Origin of the sequence: Phytopseudomonas dryadis (genome assembly GCF_004327355.1) — a bacterium.
Lineage (GTDB): Bacteria > Pseudomonadota > Gammaproteobacteria > Pseudomonadales > Pseudomonadaceae > Aquipseudomonas > Aquipseudomonas dryadis.
This window is the reverse complement of the sequence record NZ_QJUM01000013.1, coordinates 56,834-82,416: the sequence shown is the minus strand read 5'-3', so window position 1 is coordinate 82,416 and position 25,583 is coordinate 56,834. Positions and strand designations below refer to the sequence as shown.

Here is a 25,583-nt window from a genome sequence, read left to right as displayed (position 1 = left end):
CAACGACCACTTCGATATGGGAACGCGAGCTTGTTCAAGCAACTTCTTGCATACCGCAACCTGCTGTTCATCTTGTTTCTGCTGAATTCGGCATGCTTCTTCCTGACCGATGACAAGAAGGCGGGTATCCCCTATCTGCGCGAGCTGTACCTGCTGGGCATCGTGGGCTGCGCCGCGGCGCTGTTCCTGGTGTGGAAGCGGGTGTACCAGTCCAAGGCCAGCCTGTGGATCATCTTCATGGGCCTGGCCCTGCCGATCCTCTCGGCGATCATGGCCAACCTCAACTTCGGCCAGCCCTTTCTCTATGGCCTGCTCGAAGAGCGACGCAGCTTCGCCTATCTGGTGTTCTTCCCGGCCCTGTTCCTGCTGATCAAGACCGCGCCGTCGCAACAGCGCCTGGAGACCTTCTTCCTCTACTCGGGCCTGGCCTGCGCCTTCGTCGGTTACTGCTACTACTTCGGCATCATCCCGGAGAACAGCAACGTCTCCTTCACCGTCGACGCCAAGGACGCGGGCGAGGTGCTGCTGCGGCCGAACCGCTTCCGTATCGGCTCCAGCTACGTGACCATCAGCGCCTTCATGCTGATGTACAGCATGAAAGACCGTATCTCGCTGGCGAAGGTGGCCACGCTGCTGTTCTTCGCCTCGTACCTGTGGCTGGTGCTGCAGACCCGCCAGACCATGATCATCTGGTGCCTGGCCGGCCTGTGGATCTTCCGCGACCGTATCGACTCGCTGCTCAAGCTGGGCCTGCTGGCCAGCACCATCCTGGTGGCCTCGTACTTCCTGTTCCCGGAGTTCTACTACGAGCAGTACGTCAAGTTCGAGGCGCTGCTGGACGAGGCCACCACCGGCCCCGGGGTGCGCGACACCACCACGGCGATCATCCTCGGCGCCGTGGCGGACAACTGGTACATCGGCCTGGGCTCGCTGTCGCTGCAGTGGAACGGCGGTTTCTCGACGCTCTACAACCCGCATTTCTATCTGTCCGATGTCGGCATCGTCGGTGTGTACTACCGCTATGGCTTCCTCACGCCGGTGATCGCCTTCGTGTTCTACGCCGGCTTCCTGCGCATCATGAAAAACTGCCCGAACAAGGGCAACCTGCTCAATGCCTTCCAGTTGGTGTTCTGGTTCCAGATGCTCAACATGTTCCTGTCCAACTCCCTGATGTATGGCGGTGATGTCCTGGGCATCGCCGCCGCCAGTTTCCTCTACTACTCGAAAGCTCATGCAACCGAAAAATCCACTACTCCAGTCTTCAGAGGCGCACGCCATGACAACCTTCAGTATCGTGACCATCAACTGGAATAACCTGGAAGGCCTGAAGCAGACCTACCGGAGCGTGGCGGCCCAGACCTACCGCAACTTCCGCTGGATCGTCGTCGACGGTGCCTCCAACGACGGTGGCGCCGAGTGGCTGGCGACCATCGACGAGCCCTATGCCGAGATCACCTCGGAGCGCGACAAGGGCCTCTACGACGCCATGAACAAGGGCCTGATCAAGGGCTCGGCGACCGAGGGCTACACCCTGTTCCTCAACAGCGGCGATTCGTTCTACGACGAAAACGTGCTGCAGACGGTAGCCGACGCCATCGAGCAGGCGCCGAGCAAGCCGCGCTATGTCTACGGCGACTACTACCTGCAGAACGCCGCCGGGCGCCTCACAGCACAGAGCGCGAAGAAGATCGAGCACCTGGTGCTGGGCATGCCGTCCAGCCACCAGGCGATGTATTTCGAGAACGAAAGGCTGCGCAACGTGCGTTTCCGCGAGGATTACAAGCTGTCGGCGGACTACTGCATGATCGTCGAATTCCTGCAGGGTCAGGATCACCAGCGCGACGTGCTGAAGATCCCCGCGCCGCTGTGCATCTTCGATACCACCGGGGTTTCCACCAGCCGTCGTTTCGACGCGCTGAAGGAAGATATGCGCATCCGTCGGGAGGTCATGAAACTATCGCCGCTGCACAGTATCTCTTTGTATGTCCTGCACTACGTGCATACCCACAGCAAACTGCTGAAATCGGCACTGGGCAGATGAGCACGCAGCGACAGCAACCGTTATCCATGACACAGCTGAAGAAGTGTCCCGAAGAGGTGGTGATGAAAGCCTTTGACATCGAGTTTTATGGTGGCTCAAAACAGGGTCTGATCGAGGACTTGGCCGATCACAGCACCGACAAGTACAGCTATGTCGTCACACCCAACGTCAACCACGTGGTGCAGCTGGAAACCGACCGCAACCTCAAGCGCGCCTACGCCGTGGCCCGCCACCGGGTGTGCGACAGCCGCGTGCTGCTGCCCATGCTCAGGCTGCTCAGGGTCGACGTGGCGGAAGCCATTCCTGGCAGCACCCTGACCGAGGAGCTGGTGCAACTGGCCGAAGAGCGCGCCTGGCACGTGACGGTGATCGGCTGCGAGGTGGACGATATGCAGCACATGCGCGAACGCTACCCGCACATCACCTTCCACCACCATAACCCGCCGATGGGCTTCATCGAAGACGAGCAGGAAGTGCAGGCCTGCCTGTCGTTCGTCATCGATCATCCGTCGAACCTGGTGGTGCTGGCGGTGGGCTGCCCGCGTCAGGAAATACTGGCGCTGAAAATCCTCGAGACCGACCAGGCGGTCGGCATCGGGCTGTGCGTCGGCGCCTCGATCAACTTCCTCTCCGGCAGGACGCGTCGCGCGCCGCAATGGATGCAGCGCTGGTGCCTGGAATGGCTGCACCGTGCCGGCACCGAACCACGCAGGCTGATCGGACGCTACGCACGGGATGCGGTCCTGATACTTCCGATCCTGTTCAGGGAATTCAAACTACGGCAATCACTCTCCATGGGAGGAGCTCCACGATGATTCCTGTCATTCTTTCCGGCGGTAACGGCTCGAGACTCTGGCCCCTGTCCCGTCAACTCAATCCCAAGCAGTTCCTGCCCGTGGCCGACGATTCGCTGTCCATGCTGCAGGCCACCATCCAGCGCCTGGACGGGCTGGACATCGCCCTGCCCTACCTGATCTGCAACGAGGAGCACCGTTTCCTCGCCGCCGAGCAGTTGCGTCAGCTGGGTATGGACAAGGCCAGCATCCTGCTCGAGCCGGTGGGCCGCAACACCGCCCCCGCCGTGGCCCTGGCGGCCATCAAGGCGCTGGAGGACGAGCATGACCCGGTGCTGCTGGTACTGGCGGCGGACCACCTGATCAAGGACGTGGCGGCCTTCCACCAGAGCATCAAGACCGCCCTGCCGTTTGCCGAGGCCGGCAAGCTGGTGACCTTCGGCATCGTCCCCACCCATGCCGAAACCGGCTACGGCTACCTGGAAAAAGGGGCCGCCGCCGGCGATGGCGGTTTCGACGTGAAGAGCTTCGTGGAAAAACCGGACAGCGAAACCGCCAAGGGCTACCTCGCCTCGGGCGAGCACTTCTGGAACAGCGGCATGTTCATGTTCCGCGCCAGCCGCTATCTGCAAGAGCTGGAGCGCTGGCAACCGGAAATCCTCAGCGCCTGCCGCCTGGCATCGGCGCAGAGCGAGCGCGACATGCACTTCGTGCGCATCGGCATGGAGCCCTTCGCCAGTTGCCCGGAGAACTCCATCGACTACGCCGTGATGGAAAAGACCGCCGATGCGGTCATGGTGCCGCTGGACGCCGGCTGGAGCGATATCGGCTCCTGGTCCGCGCTGTGGGACGTCAGCGCCAAGGACGAACAAGGCAACGTGTTCAAGGGCGACGTGCTCCAGCACGACACGCAGAACACCTACGTGCACGCCGACTACCGCCTGGTCACCACCGTGGGCGTGGAAGACCTGATCATCGTCGAGACCAAGGACGCGGTGATGGTCGCGCACAAGGACAAGGCCCAGGAGGTCAAGCGTATCGTCGAGCAGCTCAAGCAGGAGCAGCGCGGCGAGTACCTGAACAACCGCGAGGTCTATCGCCCCTGGGGCAAGTACGACTCCATCGACAATGGCCAGCGCTACCAGGTCAAGCGCATCACCGTGAAGCCCGGCGCCAAGCTGTCGGTGCAGATGCACCACCATCGCGCCGAACACTGGATCGTGGTCAGCGGCACCGCCCAGGTGACCAACGGCGAGGAGACCTACATGGTCACCGAAAACCAGTCGACCTACATCCCCATCGGCCAGATCCATGCCCTGGAAAACCCCGGCATGATCCCTCTGGAACTGATCGAGGTGCAATCCGGCACCTACCTGGGCGAGGACGACATCATCCGTTTCTCGGACAACTACGGACGGGTCAAGGAACTCAAGGTTTCCGCGGCCTGAAAAACCCGGCAGCCAGGGAATGCAGCAGTGCACGTGAACTTTCCCTGGTTGCCGGCAGACCAACACCATGACCCCTGCGTAATCGGTGTACGTGGGGATGGTTCAGCAGGGGCGTCTGTCATGCAGCCCGATGCTCGTATAGCCGCAGGCTTGTACCTGCCACACACCGATAACCGTACAGCGCCAACGCCGTACCGTTCCCGTGCCCGGCCCTTGCGGAAACCGGCGCTGCGCTCGACGCAATACCCTTGCATCTCACTCATTTCGTCCCGCCAAGATTCTTACAAAAACGATTCCGCCGCGAACCGAAGTGAATACCCATACCCCCCCATGCAGAGGCTCGCCCGTGAATAATTCCAATCCCAAACTCTACGATCCCTTGATCCACAAACTGAAATTGCTGGAAGAAGACGATGTGGATTCACTGCTCGACGAGTTACGCACGCCGAAAAAGCCGATGATCCTGGGTTTCCTCAACCAGCACGGCTACAACATTGCGCATAACAACCCCGCTGTGCGGCGCAATTTCATGCAGATGAACTACCTGCTGCGCGACGGGATTGGTGTGAAGCTGGCCTGCTCGCTCAACGGCCTGCAGCCGAAAGCCAACCTCAACGGTTCGGATTTCATTCCCCGGCTGATCGACCACCTGCTGAGCGACAGCAACAGCGACAACTACCAGTTGTTCGCCATGGGCACCCAGGAGCCCTGGCTCAGCGAGGGCGCCAGAACCTTGTTCGGCGGCAAGCCTTTCCATGCCATCGATGGCTTCCAGCCGACCCAGGACTACATCGATTTCATCAGGCAGCACCGGCGCCTGGGCAAGACCCCGATCATCGTCATGGCCATGGGCATGCCGCGCCAGGAAGAGATTGCCGCCCTGCTGCAGCGTGAACTGCAATGCCCGGCCCTGATGATCTGCGGTGGCGCCATCCTGGATTTCTCGGCGCAACGCTTCAGCCGCGCCCCGGAGGCGGTACGCAAGCTCGGCATGGAGTGGCTGTTCCGTCTGGCGATGGAGCCGCGCCGCCTGTTCAAGCGCTATATCGTCGGCATCCCGCAGTTCTTCTACTACGTGGCGCGCAATGGCCTGAACAGCACGGTACGGGTCAGCGAACAGCGCGCATACGACCGTAAATCCTGACGCCACCGCCGCAACGAAAACGCCCCGGATGAGCGATCATCCGGGGCGTTTTTCATAACAGAAACAGGTGGCACCCTACCCAACCGGATCAACGGCCTGCCGCTACCGCCAGCGGCTTCTCGCTGCGCACACCCTGCTTCTGCGCGATCAGCGCGAACACTTCGTCCCACATGGCCTGAGTACGGGTTTTCAGCTCGGCGGAATGCTCCTGCAAGCGGCTCGACAGCGCCTGCATCTGCGCCGGCTCGGTCAGGTAGTCGAGCGCGTTGGACAGCTCCTCGTCCGACAGGTTGATGTCCAGCACGCCTTCGGCGAAACCGTAGTCGGCGAACAGCATCTGGTACTTGTGGCTCCAGCCGGTGGCGAGTGACGGCACGCCCTGCGAGAGCGCACTGACCAGGCCATGGAAACGACTGCCGAGGGTGCCGCGGCAGGCGCCGAGGATGCCCTTGATCGCCAGTGGATCGGTCTCGCGCAGGATCGGCAGGCCACCGACCGCCTGCGACACCTGCTCGGCCAGGCGCGCATCGCCCTCGCCCTCATGAATCAACAGGAACGGCTTGGCACCCCGCTCCACCAGCATCTTCGCCGCGCGCTGCAGGAACGGCGCATAGCCCTTGGCAATACTGTCATTGGTCTTGTCCAGCATGCGGCAATTGGGCACCAGGCAGACCTGATGAACCTCGGGATCGAAATAGGCCGGCAATACACCGCTGATCAGGTTGGTGAAATCGGGCGCCAGCTTGATGTTGGCACGCTCGCCGACGACTTCGGTGAGGTAGTCGTAGGACACCTGCTCACGGGCGAAGATCAGGTCGCAGTTGTCGACGAAGGCCTTCACCGCCTCCTTGCTCTTCTGATCACGGAACGGGCCGAATGCCTGGGGCAGCAGAATCACCTTGCTGCCGTTCTTCTTCCAGCGCTTGCTCGAGCGCGCCAGCTCCTCGGACAGAGCCGGCCCCCACTGGTCGCTGTAGGCGAAGCCGGCGGCGTCCAGCACCACGTCCACTTCCTTGTCCAGCACCACGCCGTACTGCTCCCGGATACCGGCCGGGACGAAGGCGGCCAGGTCGCCGAAGGGAATGCCGGCACGCCACAGCCAGGCCTTCTGATACAGCCCCAGGGACGCGCGATTGACATAGGGATAGGGGCTCTTGGCCCGGCCAGGCTCCATCACCACCTTGGCGGCAGGCAGATTCTGCCGCACCTGCTGCAGGGCGGCGTGCAGCATCAGCGCGGCGCCCTTGTTGACGAAACCGGCCTTGCGAATCTCGACGTACATATCACGTTCTCCTGAATTCACGGATCAACTGGGGCACGCTGATGAAGGCATGCAGAAAAATGCTCTTGGTCATCATGACGAACAGCGGCCGTGTCCTGCGTGACAGCAGCAGGCTCACGTAACCGGCGATGGAATAGGAAATCAGCGTTGCCCAGGCGGAGCCGACGACGCCGTGGCTGCGGATGAGGAAGTAATTGAGCACGATGTTGCTCAGGGCGCCGAGGCCCTGGGTGACCAGGGAAAAGATGAAGGCCTCCTCGATGATGATCCACTTGCTGAACAGCGCGCGCATGAACACGAAGGTCGCCGCGAAGATATGGATCGCCAGTACCGGCCCGGCGTCCGCGTACTGAGCACCGTACAGCACCTGCACGATCCAGTCGGAGAGGAAGAACACCACCACCGCCAGGCCGAAGGCCATGAAGAACAGCACATCCAGCGCCACCTGCATGAAGCGGTTGTAGCCCGCCGTATCGGTCTTGCTCAGGTCGATCATCTTCGGGAAGACCGAGGCCATGAGAATGGTCGGGATCAGGTACCAGGCTTCCGACAGCCGCGAGGCCGCCGAATACACACCCACGGAGTATTCGCCGAGCATGTACTGCAGCATGATCTGATCGACCTTCAGGTAGATCACCGCCGACAGCGAACCGAGGAAGATCAGCAGGCTTTTCTTGAGCAGGGTCTTGCCCAGCGTCCAGGAAAAGTCGAAGCGGAACTCGCGCTTGAGCATCACCGCATAGCAGACCAGGATCGCCGAGGTGACCATCACCACCACCACGTGGGCCAGGGCGATGTACACCAGCCCCGCCCCGGCGATGGCCAGAATCATCTTCAGGCCGTTGCCACCGAGCTGCCCGACGAACCCGGCCACGGCGGCGTACTTGGCCTGTACCCGCGCCTGGAACCAGTCGATGAGCATCTCGAATGGGGTGAAGAACAGCGCCAGGGCGGTGAACAGCAACACCAGGAAATTCTGGTCGTTGCCGATCAGGTAGGTGCCCATCATGATCGCGAAGGCGATCACCGAGCAGCCCACCTTGATCATGAATACCGTCGAGAGAATCTGGTCTTCGTTTTCCGGGTGGCTGCGCAGTTCCTTGACCACCAGGCCGGTCAGCCCCAGGTGCACCACGATGCTGAGCAGGCCCAGCAGCGCCAGCGCGTAGTTGAGGTAACCGAAGTCCTCGGGGCCCAGGTAGCGAGCCAGTACCACGGTGGTCGCCAGGCCGATGGCCAGCATCAGGAATTTCTCGGCCAGCATCCAGCCGGAATTGAGGAGGTATTTCATGCCCTCCTGGACACGCGATGCACTCATTTAGCAGGCATCTCCAGCTGGCCATAGCTGCGGGCTTCGTCCAGGGAGAGTTTCTGCGAATACGGCACCAGACCGCCCTCTGCCGCGTAACCCAGCGAGATGAACATGACGATGCGCTCGTCGGGCTCGAGCTTGAGCAGCTTGCTGGCCGCCAGCTCGCGCTCGGGGATATCCGGCCAGTTGATCGAGCAGGACGACACGCCCTGGGTTTCCAGGGCGAACATGAAGGACATCGCCGCCAGCGCGCCATCGATGTAGATCACATGGCGATCGCGCACATGGGGGTAGGCGCGCAGACGACCGACCACCGCGACGATCGCCGGGAAGTTGTGATCGAAACCGGCCACGCCCATGGGCAGGCGCGAAGCCTGGGCCACCGAGGCGGCATCGTCGAAGATCAGGAAGCGATACGGCTGACGGTTACAGGCACTCGGCGACTGCACGGCGACCTCGACCGCCTTGTCGATGACCTCCCGGGGCACCGGCCGGTTCTCGTACCAGCGTACCGAACGGCGCTTCATCGACAGCTGGCGCATGGCGGTGTAATCCACGCTCGACGTGCTCACGTCAGCGGCGAAAGGCACGCGCTCGGTGTCAGGATTACGCAGACTGCCTGGCGAGCTGAGCGGACGCTCGAGACGGGCGAATTTCTCGCGGGCTCGATTGATCACGGGATGCTCACCGGTCACGGCGAAGTACTCGGCGAGCACATCGTGGGCCCAGCTGACTTCGTCTCGATCCACGTTGCCGTTGAGCGAGGCGATGTAACTGTCGACCGTATCGCCGATGTAATCCAGGGCGAAGACCTCGCGCCTGGGCTGCATGATCAGCCCCTTCTCGATACGGTGCACGGCACGGCGCAGGAAGTAGTTCACCGGCTCGGCGCCGGACAGGTTTTCCTCGTGCTGCAGGTGACCGACCACTACGGCGTAAGCCTCGCGATCGAATGCCGCGGAAAAGAACGAGTAATGAAAGCGTCTCAATGTCGCCGACTTCGAAAGTGCCCTGATCCAGCCCATGGCGAGCCGTTTCTGCAACTGTTTCAAGTTGTCGATGCCGCTGCGGGGCAATATCTTCTTGAGAGATTCCTTCAACATTTTCATAGGCTGTAATTACCGTTCAATGGTTAATATCTCCCCCGCATCATCATGGCGGCACAATGATATTGAATGGATATGTGCAGGCAGTGAGTGGCCACGACTCGATAATGGAGTGTGACTGCGTATGCGCAGGGCAACGCCCGCCATACGTGGCGCGGACAGCGGAAATCCCGGCTATCGGTACCGCGGGGAGCGCCTCGTCTGCCTGCTGCTGGCCACCATGGACATGCCTGCAGAGAGGGCAAACGAATCGACTTCCATACTGATACTCCAAGAATCCGGACGGCTGTGCTGATACCGCTGCTTATTGTCAGGAGTTAGGACTACGGCGCAGCACTTTGATTCCACGCCGGCCAGCTTTATGCGGAAAAAGTTGCGGGACGATGGCTGTCAAAGTGATATCAATGCGAACTGGCGCACAGATGGCGTAACTTCGTGAGTGTCATGACATACGGCGGGAACAGCAAGTCAGTATCGGCTCGACGCGCAGCGAATTGCCCCCGACCTCATTAGCCGGCAAACCACCGACCGTGCAGGCGCGTCGCCCCCGGCGCGATACGATGGAGGCCATTCCGCAGAATCCGTGGCGTGGCCGCCATTCGCCGCGAGGGCGCGGCTCCCACAGGATCGCGGCAAACCACCAACCGTGTAGGAGCGTCGACCCCGGCGCGATGCGATGGCGGCCATTCCGCAGAATCCGTGGCGTGGCCACCATTCGCCGCGAGGTCGCGGCTCCTACACGAATGTGGCAATTCTGCGTTCAGCCCTTGGTCGCCAGCATATCGCTCAGCTTGTTCGCCAGGTCGGTCATGGAGAACGGTTTGCTGATGATGTCCATATTGCTGCCCGGCAAGACCGTGCTGGAATGATCGGCATAGCCGGTGACGAACAGGATCGGCAGCTCGGGCCTGTGCTGGCGGGCGATCTCGGCCAATTGGCGTCCGCTCATCCCCGGCAGGCCGACGTCGGAGACCAGCATGTCGAGCGTCATGTCCGAGGCCAGCAAGGCAATCGCCGCTTGCGGCTCGGCGGCATCCACGGTGTCGTAGCCCAGTTCGTCCAGTACCTCGGCCACCAGCAGGCGGACGGCAGCATCGTCCTCGACCAGCAACACGCGCTGGCCGCGCCCACTCGGCGAAACGCTCTCCTCCTCGATCAGGCCATGGCTGGCGGACGTCTCCACCGCCGGCAGGTAGAGTCGCACCGTGGTGCCGGCGCCCGGTTCGCTGTGAATGGTCACCTGGCCACCGCTCTGCCGGGCGAAGCCATAGACCATCGACAGCCCCAGGCCGGTTCCCTGGCCCACGGGCTTGGTGGTGAAGAAGGGGTCGAAGACCTTTTCCAGCACCTCGGCGCTCATCCCGGAGCCGCTGTCCGTCAGCGTGATGAGCAGATAGCGGCCCACCTGCAGATCCGGCAAGGTGACGATATCCGCCTCGTCCAATTCGACCAGGGACGTATGCAACTGCAACTGCCCACCGAACGGCATGGCGTCGCGCGCGTTGATGGTCAGGTTGAGGATGGCGCTTTCCAGTTGATTGGCATCGGCCAGCGCCAGCGCCAGGCCATGCTCGTAGCGCATGTGCAGCACGATGCGTTCGTTGACCGTGCGCCGGATCAGTTCTTCGAGCGACCCCAGCAACTGGTGGACATCGATGGGCCTGGCCTCCAGCGACTGCCGACGGGAGAAGGTCAGCAGACGCTGGGTCAGCCCGGCGGCACGGTTGGCCGAGATGGTCGCCGCATCCATGAAGCGATCGAGATCATCGACGCGACCGCTGGCGATCCGCCGTTTCATGATATCGATGGCGCCGATGATGCCGGTGAGCATGTTGTTGAAGTCGTGGGCGATGCCGCCGGTCAGCTGACCCACGGCCTCCATCTTCTGGCTCTGTCGCAGTGCCGCCTCGGCCTGGGCGCGGCTGGCCATTTCCTCGTGCAGTTCGGCAGTGCGCGCATCGACCTTCTGCTCGAGCAGTTCGGCGGTATCGCGCAGGCCCTCCTCGAGTTTCTTGCTGTCGGTGATATCCAGTACGAACACATGAAAACCGTCCACCTCGCCCGCACCATCACGCCGTGGCAGGTAGCGCACATCCGCCACCCGACGGCGCCCGTCGGCGCGTGGCCAGGGCACCTGCAGGCGCATCTCGACCCCGGCCAGGGCGCCTTGCATGCCAGCCAGGCGCTGATCGAAACGGGTGTGGCCGATCACTTCCTGCACGTTACGCCCCAGTACATGCTCCGGGCTCAGGTCGAACCAGGATTCGCAGGCACGATTGACGAAACGGCAGCACAGTTGCTTGTCGATGAAGGCCACCAGCACGGGCAGCGAGTCGGTGATCAGGCGCAATTCGCTCTCGCTTGCCAGCAAGGCCTGGCGGCTGTCGGCCAGCTCACGCAACTGATCGCGAATCTGGAACTGCTTCTGCCGCCCACGCAGCGCCGAGGCCACGCTGCTGAGCAGCGACAGCGAACTCAACGGACGCTCCAGCACGATGGTGTTGGTGGCGATCCGCGGCAGCCTGAGCCGTGCCCGTTCACTGCCCCAGGCACTATCGCCCTGGCGCGCGGCGAGCAGCACGAAGGGCACATCCGACCAGGGCGCCTGGGCTTCGAGCTTGCGCTGCAAGGACTCGGTCCGCGCCGCGAAAGCTTCTTCCGTGGCCAGCACCACGCCGACCCGATCGTCCAGCACCTCGGCCACCTCGCCCAGGCTTGCGCAGATCCGGGTGGCGTAGCCATTCTGCTCGAGCAGCGTCGCCACGCTGGCAGCGTCTCGCCCGTAGGGCGCACAGATCAGGACGCGCAACGCCGGCGATCGGTCAACGCTCACCAGCACGGTTTTCCATCAGCGGCAAAGCGTTGCCCAGATACTCGGGGGTACCGCTGAGCACACCCTTGAAATCCACCAGGACGTCACCGACGCGCACGCCCTGGCGGTCGATGCGCAACTCGCGGATGCTGTCTTCATGCAGGCCACTGCGGTTCTTGATGATCGACACCGCCTTGCGAATACGCCCCTGCGCCTCGAAGAAACGCAGCAGCACGACCGCATCGGCGACATAGGAAATATTCAGGTTGCCCGTCGACATGCTGCCGACCAGGCCGTGCTGCGGGTTGATCAGAAAGGTGCTGACGCCCCGCTGGCTGAGATAGGAGAGCAACTCGTGCACCTGCAGGATCAGTTGCTGCTCCTGAGGCATCGCCGCCAGGTAACCGCTCAGGCTGTCGATCACCAGCAGGCGGCAATCGTTGCGCTCCACCTCCTCACGCACCTGCCAGGCGAACTCGCCGGGCGAGACCTCGGCCGGATCGATCTGGCGAATCGTCAGCAGGCCACTGGCGATGTGCTCGCGCAACTGCAGGCCCATGGCTTGTGAGCGGATCAGCAGGGTGCCGATACGCTCGTCGAATTCGTAGAGGGTGCAGCGCTCGCCACGCAGGCAGGCGGCGTTGAGGTACTGCAGGGCCAGGCTGGTCTTGCCCGAACCGGCCGGGCCGGTCACCAGCGTACTGGTGCCACGCAACGGCCCGCCACCGAGCAACGCATCCAGCCCGGCGATACCGCTGGCAACCGGGCTGCCGTCGAAGGGGACGTGATGCTGCGCGGCCACCAGGCGCGGAAACACCCGCAGCCCTCCCTTGCGGATGACGAAATCGTGCAGCCCCGCGGCGAAGTCGACGCCGCGCAGTTTCTGAACCTGCAGACGCCGCCGGGCGGCGCCGAAATCCAGGGTCAGGCGCTCCAGGGTGAAGACGCCATGACACAAACTGTGCAGGTGGGCATCGCGCTCGCCCTTGTTGCCCGTCAGGTCATCGACCAGGAACACGGTCGCCTGGCGCGGCGCGAAGAACTGCTTCAAGGCCAGCACCTGGCGTCGATAGCGCAGCGAGTCCTGGGCCAGCAGGCGCAACTCCGACAGGCTGTCGAACACCACCCGCGCCGGCGCGATACGTTCCACTTCGTTCTGGATCAGGCGGATGGTGCCGCCCAGCTCCACCTCCCACGGATGCAGGATCGATTGCTCGCGGCCATCGCCCAGCACCTCCTCGGCCGAGGCCAGCTCGAACAGGTCGATACCCTGCAGCGACCAGCCGTGGGAGGCCGCCACGGCCTGCAGCTCTTCGCTGGTTTCCGAGAGGGTGATATACAGGCAGCGCTCGCCGCGGGCTACGCCTTGCAGCAGAAACTGCAGGGCCAGGGTGGTCTTGCCGGAGCCGGGCGATCCCTCGAGCAGATACAGCCGACTGGGCGGCAAACCGCCGCCGAGTATGCTGTCCAGTCCCTGACTCCCAGAGGGAATCCGTTCTGCGGTTTCACTCATGGATATTCCTTTTCTGAACAGAGGCATGGGTGAGCACACATGCCAGCTGACGTTCGACCATGGCGGTCGGACGGGCGTTCAGGAAAAACCATGGGGCAAGCCGACAGGGCTCAGGGCGGGAAGCACGACACGGGAACAGCCCATGGCTGCAGTGGACGGATCAGCTCGGGCCGATCAGCGCCTTCACCGTGGCGACGACCTGGTTGATATCGAAGGGCTTGTCGAACACGGCGGCGAACAGATCGGGACTGGCACGGCCGACACTGCCCTGCGCGCCACTCATCAGGATGATCGGCAGATCGGCGGACATGGGCCTGGCACGGATGGCCTTGGCGAACTCGAGCCCGTCCATCACCGGCATCATGAAGTCGGTGATGATCAGTTCGGGCCGTTCACGGTCGAGCACTTCCAGGCCTTTGCGGCCATTGCTCGCCTTGACCACCATGTAGCCCTCGTCCTCCATGGCATAGCCGAGAATATCCGCGATCAGATATTCGTCGTCGACTATCAGGATGGTCGTCATAGTCCGTAGGCCCGATCGAACCGCTCAGGCGTCAGTAGCCGACGTAGCGGTACCCGATAAAACACCCGCTGCATGTCTGAAGGCCTTGGTTAGTTCAATACCATGATCATTGATGACCACTTCCAGAAGCGAGGAGTCGTAAAAACTGTCCCTCATTTTAAGGATGGACAGCAACCGCTTTAGTTCAGAGTCCATTTCCACGAAGCGCATCAGTATGAGGTTGTCGACGATGCTCGACAGCTCTGGCGCGGGCGCGTTGATCTCGGCGGCGAACAGATCGCGCATTTCCCAGGTGGCGAATACCGTCACCCCCATGGCGCGCAACTGGCTCATCAGCGCACTGAAGAACTCGATCAGGCGCGAGGTGCCGGTGGCCACCCGTGCCATGCCGCCGAGGCTGTCGATATGCAGGCGCTTGATGCCCTTCTCCTCGACCGCCTTGATCAGGCGCGCACCGAGCCCATCGAGCAGGCCTTCGGTGGTCGGTTGCCAGAGGATGTGCAGCGCGCCGCTATCCTCCATCGACTGCATGTCGATGCCGATGGCGTGCGCCTTCCAGCGCAGACGCTGTGGCGTCTCGTAGAAACCGAAGTGCAGCCCCGGCGCCTCGGGGGTCGACTGGGAGAGGAAGTTCAGGCCGAGGCTGGTCTTGCCGATACCCGACGGCCCCATGATCAGGGTCACCGACGACTCCGGCAAACCGCCGCCGATCAGCCGGTCCATGGTGTCGATGCCACTGGCGATACGCCTCATGCTGTCGCTGTCCGGCAGGCTCGGTTGGCTGTAGAGACTTTCCAGACGCGGGTGAACCACCAGTCCGTGATCGGTGATCTCGCATTCATGCAGGCCGGAAAGGGCGCCGCTGCCACGGGTCTTGCGCAGATGGATGCGACGTACCGAACGGGCGCCGAACAGCTCTTCGCCGAGTTCGATCACGCCGTCGACCATGGTGTGTTCCGGACTGCCGTCATCCAGCCGGGAGCTGGTGAGGAACAGCACGGTACAACCGGCGAAAGCCGCATGGCCCTGCAGCTCGGAAATGAACTTCTTGGTATCGATCTGGGTTTCCGCTTTCGAACGGGCATTGAGCAGCCCGTCGACGATCAGCAGGGTGGCCTTCTGCCGGCTGATCTCGCGCCGCAGCAGCTTGACCACCTCGTCGAGCCCTTCGCTCTCCAGGGTATCGAAGGCGCTGACGAACTGGATCTCGGCGCCGACCTTGCTCGGGTCGAAAAAGCTCAGGGTGGAGAGATATTGGAAAAGCCTTTCATGGGACTCGGCCAGCAGGGTACCGACCAGGACACGGCCACCCTCGCGCACATGGTTGAAGGCGATCTGGTTGGCGAGGATGGTCTTGCCCGAACCGGGGCGTCCCTGGACGATGTAGGATGCGCCGGCGACCAGGCCGCCCTTCAACAGAGCGTCCAGCCCTTCGATCCCACTTTCAAGGCGTTTTAACTGTTCCAAGTGCTGGCCTGCCTCAATAAAAATTATGCGGAAGTAGCCTAGGGTCTGTTGACGTTTCAGCGCAAGCCGCGCGGGAACATCCAACGGCCCAAAGGCCCGATCATTCCCTGAATTGGGACGTTTTTCTCAGTAGGCAGCTGAAAGAAAAAGCGGATGGGCGAGAATACTAGGGGGTGTGGCTTTTCAAGTACAGTCGCTCGTCTGCCCGCGTTCCGCGGCGGGCAGACAGAGGGTCACCGTGGTGCCCTGCCCGAGCACGCTCTCGACATGTACGCCACCCTGCGCCTGGCGGACGAAACCATAGACCTGGCTGAGCCCCAGACCGGTTCCCTTGCCCACCTCCTTGGTGGTAAAGAACGGCTCGAACAGGCGCCCCTGGATCGCCGGGTCGATCCCCGGGCCATGGTCGCTGACGGAAATCAGCACGCACTCGCCATGCAGGTCGTCCCACTCGCCGCTCATCAGGCGGTTCTGCGCGCGCAGATGCACCACACCACTGTCCTGCATGGCATCACGGGCATTGAGCAACAGGTTGAGCATGGCCATCTCCAACTGGCTCGGGTCGACATCTAGCGGATGCAGCGCGGGCGCCAGCTCCATCTCCAGGCTCATCGCCCGGGGCAGCGCCTGCACCAGGAACATCCGCGCCTCGGGCAGCAGCCGGTTGAGGTCGATGCGCTGGCTCGGCAGACGCTCGCGGCGGGCGAAGGTCAGCAGGTGCTGGGTCATCTGCGCGCCCCGCTCCCCGGCATCGCGGATGCTGTCGAGCAGATCGGCGAGACGCTGCGGATCCCGCGTGCGCTCCGCAAGCTTGGCGGCACTGAGGATGATGGTCAGCAGATTGTTGAAGTCATGGGCCATGCCCCCGGTGAGCTGGCCCAGGGCCTCGAGTTTCTGCGCCTGGAACAGTTGCGCGCGCAGGGCGTCGTAACGCAGATCGGCTTCGTGACGCTCGGTGATGTCGCGGGTGATCTTGGCCAGCCCGATGACCTGGCCCTCGGCGTCGTGAATCACATCCAGGACCACCAGCGCCCAGAACCGCGAGCCGTCCTTGCGCAGGCGCCAGCCTTCATCCTGGGAACGCCCGTCGCGCAAGGCCTTTTCCAGCAGCATCCAGGGCTTGCGCTGCCGCAGATCCTCTTCGCTATAGAAGATCGACAGGTGCTGGCCGATCGCCTCTGTTGCCGCATAGCCCTTGATCCGCTCGGCGCCCGTGTTCCAGGAAATGATATGACCGTCGAGATCGAGCATGAAAATGGCGTAGTCGACGACCGCCTGCACCAGCAGTTCGTAGTGGCGTTCGTGCAGCGTGCCAACGGATAGGGGAACGGAGCGGCTCATGGGCGCCTTGGCTGCGAAAGGGGCTGTCGGGATGCAGTGTAAAACCATAAGCCTGCGCGTTGACAGCACAGATTCCCGCTGCGGCGATGTCCCCGGGAAAATCTCGCCAGGGTCCGTGGCCGTCCATCCCTTGGCCGTTGCCAGATGCGCAACGGCCTGATATCTGTATATACGAACAGTATAAAGCCCTGCCAGCATGCCACTCTCCAGCGATCCACGCTTCTACTACCTGCACAATTTCCACAAGGTACTGGCCTGGATAGGCGAGCGCCATGCCGACTTGCTGGACGAACGCGAGCACGGCTTCGTACGGGCATTCGGCACGCTCGAGGTACCGTCCCAGGCCCTGCTGGTGCGCATGATCATGCGCAAGGGCGTGCATTTTCGCGCCAGCAAACTGGGCTACGAAGAGATCGGCTGCTGCCGGCAGGCCGTCCTGGCGCTGCTCGACCAGGGCTGGATCGTCGACGATGCCGCCCTGACGCTGGACGAACTGCTGGCCCTGCTGCGCAAGGACGAAATCGTCGCTCACTTCGCCGACCGGCTCAGCGACCGCCGCGCGCGCAAGGACGACCTGCTGCTGCAATTGCAGCCTCACTGCAGCGAAACGCAGTCCTTCGCCAACTGGTGCGCGAACCTCGACGACCGCCTCTACAGCCTGACCATCGACGATCTGTGCGAACGCCTGCGCCTGATGTTCTTCGGCAACCTGCGCCAGGACTGGTCGGAATTCGTGCTCAGCGACCTGGGCATCTTCCGCTACGAGCAGGTCGAACTGAGCCGGGACGCGCGCGCCTGGCGCTGCCGTGGCGACATCGACGACTACCTGCACCTGCAGCGTTGCCGCGAGGCCTTCGAAGCCGGCGAGCCGATCGCCGAGGTGCTCGAACGGATCGGCGAGCAGCCGCATGCCACCCCCTACATCGCCGAACGCCGGGCCAAGCTGCTGTTTCGCATCGGCCAGTATCTGGAGCGCAGCGGCGAGTTCGATCTGGCCTTGCACGTCTATGCCGGCAGCGGTTACAGCGCCGCCCGCCAGCGCCGCATCCGCGTGCTGGAACGGGCCGGGCTGTATCGGCAAGCCTATGAACTGGCCCGCGAGACGCTTGCCGCGCCTTGCAGCGATGGCGAAGTGCAACTGGCCGAGCGTGCCCTGGTGCGCCTGACCCGGCAGCTGGGTCTGCCCCGAGCCGGCAAACGCAGCACCCCGTCGGCCTCGCGCCTGGACCTGCAGCTGAGCAGGGCAACGGCGCTCGGCGTGGAGCACGCCGTGCAGCAACACCTGCAGCAGGCCGATGCGCCGGTTCACTATGTCGAGAACACCCTGATCTGCAGCCTCTTCGGCCTGCTCTGCTGGCCGGCGATCTTCGCCCCGCTGCCCGGCGCGTTCTTCCACCCCTTCCAGTTCGGCCCCGCCGACCTGCTCGCCGCGGACTTCCATGGGCGTCGCGCCCCGCTGTTCGCCGAGTGCCTGGCGCGACTCGACGACGGCACCTACCCACAGCGCATACGCCAGACCTACCAGGACAAGTTCGGCATCCAGTCGCCCTTCGTGCACTGGGGCGTGCTCAGCGAAACCCTGCTCGAACAGGCCCTCGATTGCCTGCCGCCCGCCCACCTGAAAGCCTGGTTCCTGCGCCTGCTCGGCAATATCCAGGCGAACCGCGCCGGCATGCCCGACCTGATCCAGTTCTGGCCCGGGGAAAAACGCTACCGCATGATCGAAGTGAAGGGGCCCGGCGACCGCCTGCAGGACAACCAGCGGCGCTGGCTGGCGTTCTGCGCCGAACACGGCATGCAGGTGGATGTCTGCTACGTGCAGTGGGCCGACGCTTGAGCTACCGCGTGGCGGTGCGCGCGCTGTGCGAATTCACCGCCAAGGTGGGCGACCTCGACCTGCGCTTCACACCCTCGCCCACGGCCCAGGAAGGCATGGCCGGACACGCCACCGTGGTCAGCCGCCGCGGCGCCCATTACCAGGCGGAAGTAGCGCTGCTGGGCCAGTTCCAGTCGTTGCGCGTCGCCGGCCGCGCCGACGGCTACGACCCGCGGGAAAACCTGCTGGAAGAGATCAAGACCCACCGCGGCGATATCGCCCGCATCCCGGACAACCACCGGCAGTTGCACTGGGCCCAGGCCAAGGTCTATGGCTGGCTGCTGTGCCAGAGCGGCGATCTCGACGAAATCGACCTGGCAGTGGTCTATTTCAACGTCATCACGCAGAAGGAGACCTCATTCCGCGAGCGTTTCACGGCTGCGCAACTGCGCCAGTTCTTCGAACGGTCATGTACTCGCTTCATCGCCTGGGCCGAGCAGGAACAGGCCCACCGCCTGGCCCGCGATGCAGCACTGCGGACCCTGGCGTTTCCCCATGCGCAATTCCGCCTGGGCCAGCGGCAACTGGCCGAATCGGTGTACCGCGCCGCCCGCGACGGCCACTGCCTGATGGCCCAGGCCACCACCGGCATCGGCAAGACCCTCGGCACCCTGTTCCCGCAGCTCAAGGCCTTTGCCGAGCAGCGCCTGGATCGGCTGTTCTTCCTCACCGCCAAGACCCCCGGCCGGCGCCTGGCCCTGCACGCCCTGGAAAGCCTGCGCAGTACGCAGCCAGGCATGCCCCTGCGGGTGCTCGAGCATGTCGCCCGCGACAAGGCCTGCGAGCACCCGGACAAGGCCTGCCACGGCGAATCCTGCCCGCTGGCCAAGGGTTTCTACGACCGCCTGCCGGCGGCGCGCCAGGCCGCGGTCAACCTCGGCTGGCTGGATCAGGCAGCGCTGCGCGAGGTCGCCCGGGCCCATCAGGTCTGCCCCTATTACCTGAGCCAGGAACTGAGCCGCTGGGCCGACGTGGTGGTCTGCGATTACAACTACTACTTCGACATGAGCGCCCTGCTCTACAGCCTGACCCAGCTCAACGAGTGGCGCGTCACCCTGCTGGTCGACGAAGCCCACAACCTGATCGAGCGGGCGCGCAGCATGTACACCGCGGAGCTCGACCAGGCGCGCTTCGAAGCCATGCGCAGGGCCGCGCCCAAGGGCCTGAAGAGCGTGCTGGAGCGGGTCAGCCGCCACTGGAACCAGTTGCACAAGGATCAGCACGAGGCCTATCAGGTCTACCCGCTGCCGCCCGACCTGTTGCTCATGGCGCTGCAGAAGGCGGTCAGCGCCATCACCGACCACCTGACCGATCAGCCCACCGGCAACGACGGCGAACTGTTGCAGTTCTACCTCGATGCCATGCTGTTCTGCCGCCTGGCGGAAGCCTTCGGCCCGCACTCGCTGTTCGACATCAGCCGGCAGCCGGCCCTGCGCGGGCGCAGCCATTGCACCCTGTGTCTGCGCAATATCGTGCCGGCGCCCTTTCTCGCCCCGCGCTTCGCAGCCAGCCATAGCACCACGCTGTTCTCCGCCACCCTGAGCCCGGCGCATTACCATGCCGACCTGCTCGGCCTGCCGGCGGACACGCCCTGGCTGGACGTCGAATCGCCCTTCCTGGCCGAACAGCTGCAGGTGCACGCGGTGAGCAACCTGTCGACCCGCTACCAGGATCGCGAGCGCTCGCTGGCACCCATCGCCGCCCTGCTGGCCCGGCAGTTCGCCGAGCGCCCCGGCAACTACCTGGCCTTCTTCAGCAGCTATGCCTACCTGCAGCAGGTGCTCGAAGTGTTCACCCGGGACCACCCCGCGATCCAGTGCTGGGTGCAGTCGCGGCAGATGGACGAGGGCCAGCGCCAGCAGTTCCTCGAGCAGTTCCAGGCGGGCGGGCGCGGCATCGGCTTCGCCGTGCTCGGCGGCGCCTTCGGAGAAGGCATCGACCTGCCCGGCGAGCGGCTGATCGGCGCCTTCATCGCCACCCTGGGACTGCCGCAGATCAACCCGATCAACGAGCAGGTCAAGCAGCGCATGGACGCCATGTTCGGCAGCGGTTACGACTACACCTACCTGTTCCCCGGCCTGCAGAAGGTGGTGCAGGCCGCCGGCCGGGTAATCCGCACCCTGGACGACCGGGGCGTGGTGCACCTGATCGACGACCGTTTCAACCTGGCGACGGTACGCGGCCTGCTGCCGAGCTGGTGGCACGTGCAGCGCAGCCGCCTGCCGTCGCTGCCGTCGACGCCCGCGCGCCTCGACAAGCCCCGCCCCGTCCCGCCAATGGCTCGACTTACAGCCCCCGCGCAGGGCGAAGCCAGCCAGCCGGGCCTGTTCGACGTGCCGGGCTGAGGGCCACGTAGAAGAACGGGCCTGGCCCGTGGCGCGGCTGGACGGTCAGCGCAGGCGCTCGACCATGGCCGCGGCCACGCTCAGCACGTCCCCGGCCAGGGCCATGGAACGCCGGCCATTCCAGCCGGTGACGGGATCGGCGCTGTCGTCGTGATCCTTGAACGGCATCTCCAGGGTGAACGACAGGCAATCGAACTCCAGCCCCACCGCGTTGCACGCCAGCGCGGTGTTGCCCTGCCCCGGCGCGCTGCGTGGGTAACCGAAACGGGTCTGGAACTCGGCGCCCAGCGCCACCAGGCGCGTGCGGAACTCGTCCTCCAGCGCTTGCAGGCGTGCCGAATAACCGGGATTGCCCTCGCAGCCGGCGGTGAACACATGGGGGATTTCCTCATCGCCATGGATGTCGAGGAACAGATCGACACCCACCTCGCGCATGGCCTGCTGCACGAACAGCACCTCCGGGCTGCGCCCGGCGCTCGCCGACTGCCAGGCGCGGTTGAGGTCCTGGCCGGCGGCATTGGTGCGCAGGTGACCGCGAAAGGCGCCATCGGGATTCATGTTCGGCACCAGGTACAGCTCGGCCCGCTGCAGCAGCCCATCGAGCTCGGCGTCATCGGTCGCCTGCAGGCGCCTGACGATGCCCTCCATGAACCACTCGGCCATATGCTCGCCGGGGTGCTGCTGGGCGATTATCCAGATCTTGCGCGTGGCCGAGGCATGCCGGCGCACGCGCAGCAGTTCGATCGCACGCCCTTCGATGCTGCTGCCGCAGGCGAACAGCTCGACCCCGGGAATACGCAGTGCCTCACCGATCAGAGCCGCATGGCGCTCGCGGCTGTAGGGTTCGAAATAGGCGAACCAGATCCGCGCCTGCCGCGGCTCCAGGCCGAAACGCAAGGCACCGTCCTCGAAGCGGCTCGGCACCCGGAACCAGTCGCGCTGATCGTAGGAAGCCACCGCGTGGTAGCCGTTCCAGGCATGGCTGTAGGCCGACTGGCCGGCGTTGCCGATGCTGAAATCGTAGCGCTCGCCCGGCGTCATGCCATCGACGCGAAAGTGGAACCACTGGAAATGGGGGCTGTTCAGATCCGCGCGCATGGCCAGCAGCACCTGGTGCGGATCGCTGGCGTCCTGCACGAGAATGTTGCCGCTGTCGAAGTCCGAGCTGATATTCATGGCACCCCCTGGGCTGTTCACGGTGACGCTCAGGATCGCAGTTTCCATGCCCCGGCGAAACCGGGCGTGATGCACGCGGCCATTGCCGGGCGCCTTGTCGCGGCCCACACTGTCAGACTCGCAGCGCGAGCTATCGACCGCCCCCTTACCGCCCGGAGCCCCCCGTGAACCTAGCCGATGAGCGACACCGCCAGCGCGTGCTCGATGCCGCCGAATCCCAGGACTGCACCCTCTACCGTCCGGACGAAGAGGACAGCGAAGCCGAAGAGAAGGACCTGGGCGACGCCAAGGTACTGTTCACCGGCCCCTTCGAGCCACCGCAGGAATGGGATGCCCATGAGCGTGAGGCCTACTTCGACGGCAACGACCCAGCGCTGTTCGTCACCGCCCTTATCGCCTGCGAAGCCAAGCCCGGCTCCAGGGCATTCTTCACCGCCCAGCCCGGCGACTACCTGGCGGCCACGCCCGGGCTCGGCGAGGTGGTGATGTACTACGTCTGCGAACGCCTGGACGATGACCAGGGCACGACCTATGTCCTGATCCGCGACGAAGAGAGCGCTTGACGGCTGCTGTGTCCCAGGCAAGCGGGATGATGAATGGCACTGGCGGATCGCCAGTCGAATCCAGGCAGGACCGCGATCCGCTCCCTCGCCCTCCGGAAGAGGGCTGGGGAGAGGGTAATGCAGTCAAGGTTTTGCCCCATCTCCCATTGTGCGAAACAGGCTTTTTGCAGGAACAGAGGGCGCTTGCAGAAGAGCGGCAAGCCGCCGCCCGTGTGGGAGCGTCGCCCCCGGCGCGATGCGCTCTTGGCCATCGCACAAAGCGTGTCGCGGCCAGCAATCGCCGCGGGGTCGCGGCTCCTACAGGCCCAGGCAAACCGTCGTTTTTCGGATCAAAAGCTTAACTGGCATTAGGGGAGAGAGGGCTTTTATCGCGGCCATGAAAAAGCGGGCCCTGATGGGCCCGCCTGCTTACCTGCCGCGCCTGTCGATCAGGAGCGGATCAGGTGGTCGAAGGCGCTGAGCGAAGCCTTCGCGCCCTCGCCCACGGCGATGACGATCTGCTTGTACGGCACGGTGGTCACGTCGCCGGCGGCGAAGATACCGGGCAGCGAGGTTTCGCCACGGGCATCGACGATGATCTCGCCGCGATCCGACAGCTCCACGGAGCCCTTGAGCCACTCGGAGTTCGGCAACAGGCCGATCTGCACGAAGATGCCTTCCAGCTCCACCGGGACGAACTCGTCGGAGTTGCGATCCTTGTAGACCAGGCCGGTGACCTTCTGCCCATCGCCTTTCACTTCGCTGGTCAGGGCGCTGGTGATCACCTTGACGTTGGGCAGGCTGTAGAGCTTCTTCTGCAACACGGCGTCGGCGCGCAGCTTGCTGTCGAACTCGAGCAGGGTGACATGGGCGACGATGCCGGCCAGGTCGATGGCCGCTTCCACGCCGGAGTTGCCACCGCCGATCACCGCCACACGCTTGCCCTTGAACAGCGGGCCGTCACAGTGCGGGCAGTAGGCCACGCCCTTGTTGCGGTACTCCTTCTCGCCGGGCACGTTCATCTCTCTCCAGCGGGCGCCGGTGGACAGGATCACGGTCTTGGCCTTGAGGCTGGCGCCGCTCTCGAACTTGACTTCATGCAGGCCGCCTTCACTGCTGGCCGGAACCAGGGCGCTGGCGCGCTGCAGGTTCATGATGTCGACTTCGTACTGCCTGACGTGCTCTTCCAGGGCGCGCGCCAGTTTCGGCCCTTCGGTCTCCTGCACGGAGATGAAGTTCTCGATGGCCATGGTGTCCAGCACCTGGCCACCGAAACGCTCGGCCGCGACACCGGTGCGGATGCCTTTGCGGGCGGCGTAGATGGCCGCCGCGGCGCCTGCCGGGCCACCACCGATGACCAGCACGTCGAAGGCGTCCTTGGCGCTGATTTTCTCGGCATCGCGGGCGGCGGCACCGGTGTCGATCTTGGCCAGCACCTGCTCGACGTCCATGCGGCCCTGGCCGAACAGTTCGCCGTTGAGGTAGATGCTCGGCACCGACATGATCTGGCGCTGCTCGACTTCATCCTGGAACAGTGCGCCGTCGATGGCGACGTGGCGGATGTTCGGGTTGAGCACGGCCATCAGGTTCAGGGCCTGCACCACGTCCGGGCAGTTCTGGCAGGACAGCGAGAAGTAGGTCTCGAAGTTGAATTCGCCTTCGATATTGCCGATCTGCTCGATGAGCTCGGTGCCGAGCTTCGACGGGTGGCCACCGACCTGCAGCAGGGCCAGTACCAGCGAGGTGAACTCGTGGCCCATCGGGATACCGGCGAAACGCAGGCTGATGTTGCCGTTGGGGCGGTTCAGCGCGAACGACGGCTTGCGCGCATCGTCGCCATCGGTCTTCAGGGTGATCTTGTCGGTCAGGCTGACGATGTCGTCGAGCAGGCCTTTCAGTTCCTGGGATTTGTCGCTGTCATCGAGGGACGCGACGATCTCGAACGGCCGGGTGACCTTTTCGAGGTAGGCCTTCAACTGGTTTTTAAGATTGGCGTCCAACATGTGCATGTCCTCGTTGACGAAATTCTGGCAATAAAACGCCCGGACGGGTTACGCCCGGGCGTTGGGCACCTCTGAAAGCCTAGTAGGCTCGGAAAGGTGAAAATGGGATGGAGAGCGTCGCGAGCGACGGCAGTGCAAGGCGAAATCAGGCGAGGGCGCGGAGTTTACGAGCTGTAAATGAGCAGCCCGAGCCTGATTTCAACGTAGCAATGCCTAGCGCAGCAGCTCTACGCCCATTTTTAGATCTTGCCGACCAGGTCCAGGGATGGAGCCAGGGTCTTCTCACCTTCCTTCCACTTGGCCGGGCAGACTTCGCCCGGGTGAGCGGCGGTGTACTGGGCAGCTTTCAGCTTGCGCAGGGTCTCGGTGACGTCACGGGCGATCTCGTTGGAGTGGATCTCGACGGTCTTGATCACGCCTTCCGGGTTGATCAGAAAGGTGCCGCGCAGAGCCAGACCTTCTTCAGCGATGTGCACACCGAAAGCGTTGGTCAGCTGGTGAGTCGGATCGCCGATCAGCGGGAACTGGGCCTTGCCGACGGCCGGGGAAGTCTCGTGCCATACCTTGTGCGAGAAGTGGGTATCGGTGGTGACGATGTACACCTCGGTACCGGCCTTCTGGAACTCGGCGTAGTTGTTGGCAGCGTCTTCGATCTCGGTCGGGCAGTTGAAGGTGAAGGCTGCCGGCATGAAGATCAGTACCGACCACTTGCCTTTCAGGCTTTCTTCGGTGACTTCGATGAACTTGCCGTTGTGGAATGCGTTGACTTTGAAAGGCTGTACTTGCGTGTTGATCAAGGACATCAGTGAACTCCTTCGGAGGGTTGAAAAATTTACAGGACAGATAGTAGCCCCATAT

19 protein-coding genes are annotated in these 25,583 nt (G+C 63.6%); 8 read left to right on the top strand and 11 right to left on the bottom strand.

Annotated elements, in window-relative coordinates:
- Window positions 1-30 precede the first annotated feature (30 nt).
- From DNK34_RS12855 to DNK34_RS12835, 5 genes are all read left to right on the top strand, one after another.
- On the top strand, window positions 31-1,314 hold the full coding sequence (locus DNK34_RS12855; protein ID WP_131174831.1) for a hypothetical protein: 1,284 nt from the start codon (window positions 31-33) through the stop codon (window positions 1,312-1,314).
- Window positions 1,277-2,041: a glycosyltransferase gene (locus tag DNK34_RS12850; RefSeq protein ID WP_131174830.1), complete on the top strand. Its 765-nt coding sequence runs from the start codon at window positions 1,277-1,279 to the stop codon at window positions 2,039-2,041. Before DNK34_RS12855 ends, DNK34_RS12850 begins: the two co-directional genes overlap by 38 nt.
- Window positions 2,042-2,103: 62 nt before the next feature.
- Window positions 2,104-2,856, top strand: a complete 753-nt coding sequence (locus tag DNK34_RS12845; RefSeq protein WP_131174829.1) for a WecB/TagA/CpsF family glycosyltransferase — start codon at window positions 2,104-2,106, stop codon at window positions 2,854-2,856.
- Window positions 2,853-4,283 (top strand): mannose-1-phosphate guanylyltransferase/mannose-6-phosphate isomerase, encoded by a 1,431-nt coding sequence (locus DNK34_RS12840; protein WP_131174828.1) that lies wholly within the window; start codon window positions 2,853-2,855, stop codon window positions 4,281-4,283. Before DNK34_RS12845 ends, DNK34_RS12840 begins: the two co-directional genes overlap by 4 nt.
- 346 nt (window positions 4,284-4,629) lie before the next feature.
- Window positions 4,630-5,427 (top strand): WecB/TagA/CpsF family glycosyltransferase, encoded by a 798-nt coding sequence (locus tag DNK34_RS12835; RefSeq protein ID WP_242675232.1) that lies wholly within the window; start codon window positions 4,630-4,632, stop codon window positions 5,425-5,427.
- Window positions 5,428-5,515: 88 nt separating this feature from the next.
- Here the strand turns inward: DNK34_RS12835 and DNK34_RS12830 are convergent, their stop codons facing one another.
- From DNK34_RS12830 to DNK34_RS12795, 8 genes are all read right to left on the bottom strand, one after another.
- Window positions 5,516-6,709, bottom strand: coding sequence for a polysaccharide pyruvyl transferase family protein (locus tag DNK34_RS12830; RefSeq protein WP_131174827.1), 1,194 nt, complete (start codon window positions 6,707-6,709; stop codon window positions 5,516-5,518).
- Window position 6,710: 1 nt separating this feature from the next.
- Window positions 6,711-8,027: a flippase gene (locus DNK34_RS12825; RefSeq protein WP_131174826.1), complete on the bottom strand. Its 1,317-nt coding sequence runs from the start codon at window positions 8,025-8,027 to the stop codon at window positions 6,711-6,713.
- Complete coding sequence (locus DNK34_RS12820) at window positions 8,024-9,124, bottom strand: nitroreductase family protein (protein ID WP_165497303.1); 1,101 nt, start codon at window positions 9,122-9,124, stop codon at window positions 8,024-8,026. The genes DNK34_RS12825 and DNK34_RS12820 overlap by 4 nt, the downstream gene beginning before the upstream one ends.
- A gap of 763 nt (window positions 9,125-9,887) precedes the next feature.
- Window positions 9,888-11,960: an ATP-binding protein gene (locus tag DNK34_RS12815; protein WP_131174824.1), complete on the bottom strand. Its 2,073-nt coding sequence runs from the start codon at window positions 11,958-11,960 to the stop codon at window positions 9,888-9,890.
- On the bottom strand, window positions 11,950-13,452 hold the full coding sequence (locus tag DNK34_RS12810) for an ATPase domain-containing protein (protein WP_131174823.1): 1,503 nt from the start codon (window positions 13,450-13,452) through the stop codon (window positions 11,950-11,952). The genes DNK34_RS12815 and DNK34_RS12810 overlap by 11 nt, the downstream gene beginning before the upstream one ends.
- A 160-nt stretch (window positions 13,453-13,612) precedes the next feature.
- A complete protein-coding gene (locus DNK34_RS12805; protein ID WP_131174822.1) occupies window positions 13,613-13,975 on the bottom strand; it encodes a response regulator transcription factor in 363 nt (120 codons plus the stop codon).
- 24 nt (window positions 13,976-13,999) lie between these two features.
- On the bottom strand, window positions 14,000-15,442 hold the full coding sequence (locus DNK34_RS12800; RefSeq protein ID WP_131174821.1) for an ATPase domain-containing protein: 1,443 nt from the start codon (window positions 15,440-15,442) through the stop codon (window positions 14,000-14,002).
- A 183-nt stretch (window positions 15,443-15,625) separates the two neighbouring features.
- Complete coding sequence (locus tag DNK34_RS12795) at window positions 15,626-16,783, bottom strand: two-component system sensor histidine kinase NtrB (protein WP_131174820.1); 1,158 nt, start codon at window positions 16,781-16,783, stop codon at window positions 15,626-15,628.
- A gap of 196 nt (window positions 16,784-16,979) precedes the next feature.
- Between DNK34_RS12795 and DNK34_RS12790 the strand changes: the two genes are divergently transcribed.
- Entirely contained in the window at window positions 16,980-18,620 is a 1,641-nt protein-coding gene (locus DNK34_RS12790; protein WP_131174819.1) for a VRR-NUC domain-containing protein, read from the top strand.
- Window positions 18,617-21,004, top strand: coding sequence for an ATP-dependent DNA helicase (locus DNK34_RS12785; protein ID WP_131174912.1), 2,388 nt, complete (start codon window positions 18,617-18,619; stop codon window positions 21,002-21,004). Before DNK34_RS12790 ends, DNK34_RS12785 begins: the two co-directional genes overlap by 4 nt.
- Window positions 21,005-21,049: 45 nt before the next feature.
- On the opposite strand, the gene DNK34_RS12780 is transcribed toward DNK34_RS12785, so the two are convergent.
- A complete protein-coding gene (locus DNK34_RS12780) occupies window positions 21,050-22,180 on the bottom strand; it encodes a M14 family metallopeptidase (protein WP_131174818.1) in 1,131 nt (376 codons plus the stop codon).
- Between the two features lie 164 nt (window positions 22,181-22,344).
- On the opposite strand from DNK34_RS12780, the gene DNK34_RS12775 reads away from it, so the two are divergent.
- Complete coding sequence (locus DNK34_RS12775) at window positions 22,345-22,743, top strand: hypothetical protein (RefSeq protein WP_131174817.1); 399 nt, start codon at window positions 22,345-22,347, stop codon at window positions 22,741-22,743.
- Window positions 22,744-23,171: 428 nt separating this feature from the next.
- Here DNK34_RS12775 and ahpF read toward each other — a convergent pair whose 3' ends face one another.
- Both ahpF and ahpC read right to left on the bottom strand, forming a co-directional pair.
- On the bottom strand, window positions 23,172-24,725 hold the full coding sequence (ahpF, locus tag DNK34_RS12770; protein ID WP_131174816.1) for an alkyl hydroperoxide reductase subunit F: 1,554 nt from the start codon (window positions 24,723-24,725) through the stop codon (window positions 23,172-23,174).
- A 239-nt stretch (window positions 24,726-24,964) separates the two neighbouring features.
- The gene (gene ahpC / locus DNK34_RS12765; RefSeq protein WP_131174815.1) at window positions 24,965-25,528 is read right to left on the bottom strand and encodes an alkyl hydroperoxide reductase subunit C; all 564 of its coding nucleotides are present in this window, start codon (window positions 25,526-25,528) and stop codon (window positions 24,965-24,967) included.
- Window positions 25,529-25,583: the final 55 nt, after the last annotated feature.